Genomic DNA, 1,676 nt, shown 5'->3' on the forward strand with positions numbered 1-1,676 from the left:
TTAACACCAAAATATAGTTGTGGGATAACAAATATAACCCCACCCAATAGCGAAGAGTATGCCGCAACGCTTCCGCTAACTAAATAGTACCCTGCGCAAATGACACTCGTAAGAGCCATCTGAGCAATAAAAATCTTGTAAATCGGCGGCTTATTTATGTCAGCCTTTTTTCTACTGTTCATTAATCTTGCCTACTACATTGCTACCTTTTGATGTCACTGCGCTGTAGTTAGCAGATATCTTCCTTAATTACCTTCGACTTAAGATACAGCCATTAAGTTGCTGTTCTTTTAAGACATTTTGTTATCGTTAGCTCTTGTTTTTATTTTTCTTTAGTCTTATCGAGTCGCGGCGCTTAACATTCATTCTCGCCAATTGTCTTCTTCGGCCTAATCAGGCCTCTCGAAGCGTGGCAGATTATAGGGGTTATAATCTGTGCATTCAACCGCTCTAGGGATGAATATTCACTTAAGTTACAAAAAAGAATCGATTATTTTTCGATCAAGTTAGATTTCACTTGATATGAGTCAAAATTCCATCTAACTCATCAAGAGAATTATATTTAATCACTAGCTTACCTTTGCCTGTATTTGAATGCTGAACACTCACTTCTGCACCTACTTTTTCAGATAGATCTTCTTGTAAGCGTGATATATCGGCATCGGGTTTTGGCTTAGCTGCTTTATTTGTAGGCTTGTCTTCTATTAGGCGACGGACGAGTGCTTCGGTCTGTCGTACTGAAAGCGACTTCAACTCAACCTGACGAGCCACAATTATCTGTCGCTCGGTATCTAACGATAACATCGCTCTGCCATGGCCCATCTCCAAGTCGCCATGCTCTAGCATCAACTTTACTTCATCTGTTAGGTTGATCAGGCGAAGCAAGTTAGTCACGGTTGACCTCGATTTACCAACGGCTTCAGCTACTTCGCTTTGGGTAAGTTCAAACTCATCTTGCAAACGCTGTAAAGCGGTGGCTTCTTCCATTGCATTAAGGTTTTCACGCTGAATATTCTCGATAAGCGCCATTGCAACAGCCGCATCATCTTCAACATCACGAATAATTGCGGGGACTTTATCGAGCTGAGCGATTTGTGCTGCCCGCCAACGCCTTTCGCCCGCAATAATTTCATAGGAGTCTTCGCCACGAGAACGAACCACTATCGGCTGCATAATACCTTGCTGTCGAATTGACTCGGCGAGCTCTTCGAGTGCATCAGGATCCATGTCACGACGAGGCTGATATTTACCTCGTTTTAGAAACTCAACTGGAAGTTGCTTAAGGTCTCCATCGTTTTCAACTTCTTTTTTAAAGTCGACATTTGAGCCCTTGAGTAAAGCGCTTAAACCTTTTTCCCCTAAACCTCGTTTCTTTGCCACGTATTTTCCTACTCACTTAGTAACGCTTGATGATGACCTTTAAAAGTCATGAGCTTAATTATTGTTTTATGCTTCAGCCAAGTCGGCTTTTTTTGCTGCTGCTTTGTTCTTTCTGACGATTTCACCGGCCAATGCCAAATATGCAATCGCACCTTTTGAAGCTTTGTCATAATGTAATGCTGACATACCGTGACTGGGTGCTTCCGCTAGTCTTACATTTCTTGGAATTGCGACTTTATATAGCTGTTCACCGAAATATTCCTGAAGTTCATCAGATACATCTCTGGTTAAACTAT

At 41.8% G+C, this 1,676-nt stretch carries 1 protein-coding gene and 2 pseudogenes; all 3 read right to left on the minus strand.

Going from position 1 to position 1,676, the window contains the following annotated elements; all coding sequences use genetic code 11:
* Positions 1–182 (minus strand): annotated as a pseudogene (locus tag A3766_RS24785) (ATP synthase subunit I); the annotation flags it as partial.
* Between the two features lie 331 nt (positions 183–513).
* Complete coding sequence (locus tag A3766_RS24790) at positions 514–1,380, minus strand: ParB/RepB/Spo0J family partition protein (RefSeq protein WP_068507307.1); 867 nt, start codon at positions 1,378–1,380, stop codon at positions 514–516.
* 66 nt (positions 1,381–1,446) lie between these two features.
* A pseudogene (locus A3766_RS24795) lies at positions 1,447–1,676 on the minus strand (ParA family protein); the annotation flags it as partial.

This window comes from Oleiphilus sp. HI0132 (assembly GCF_001635845.1).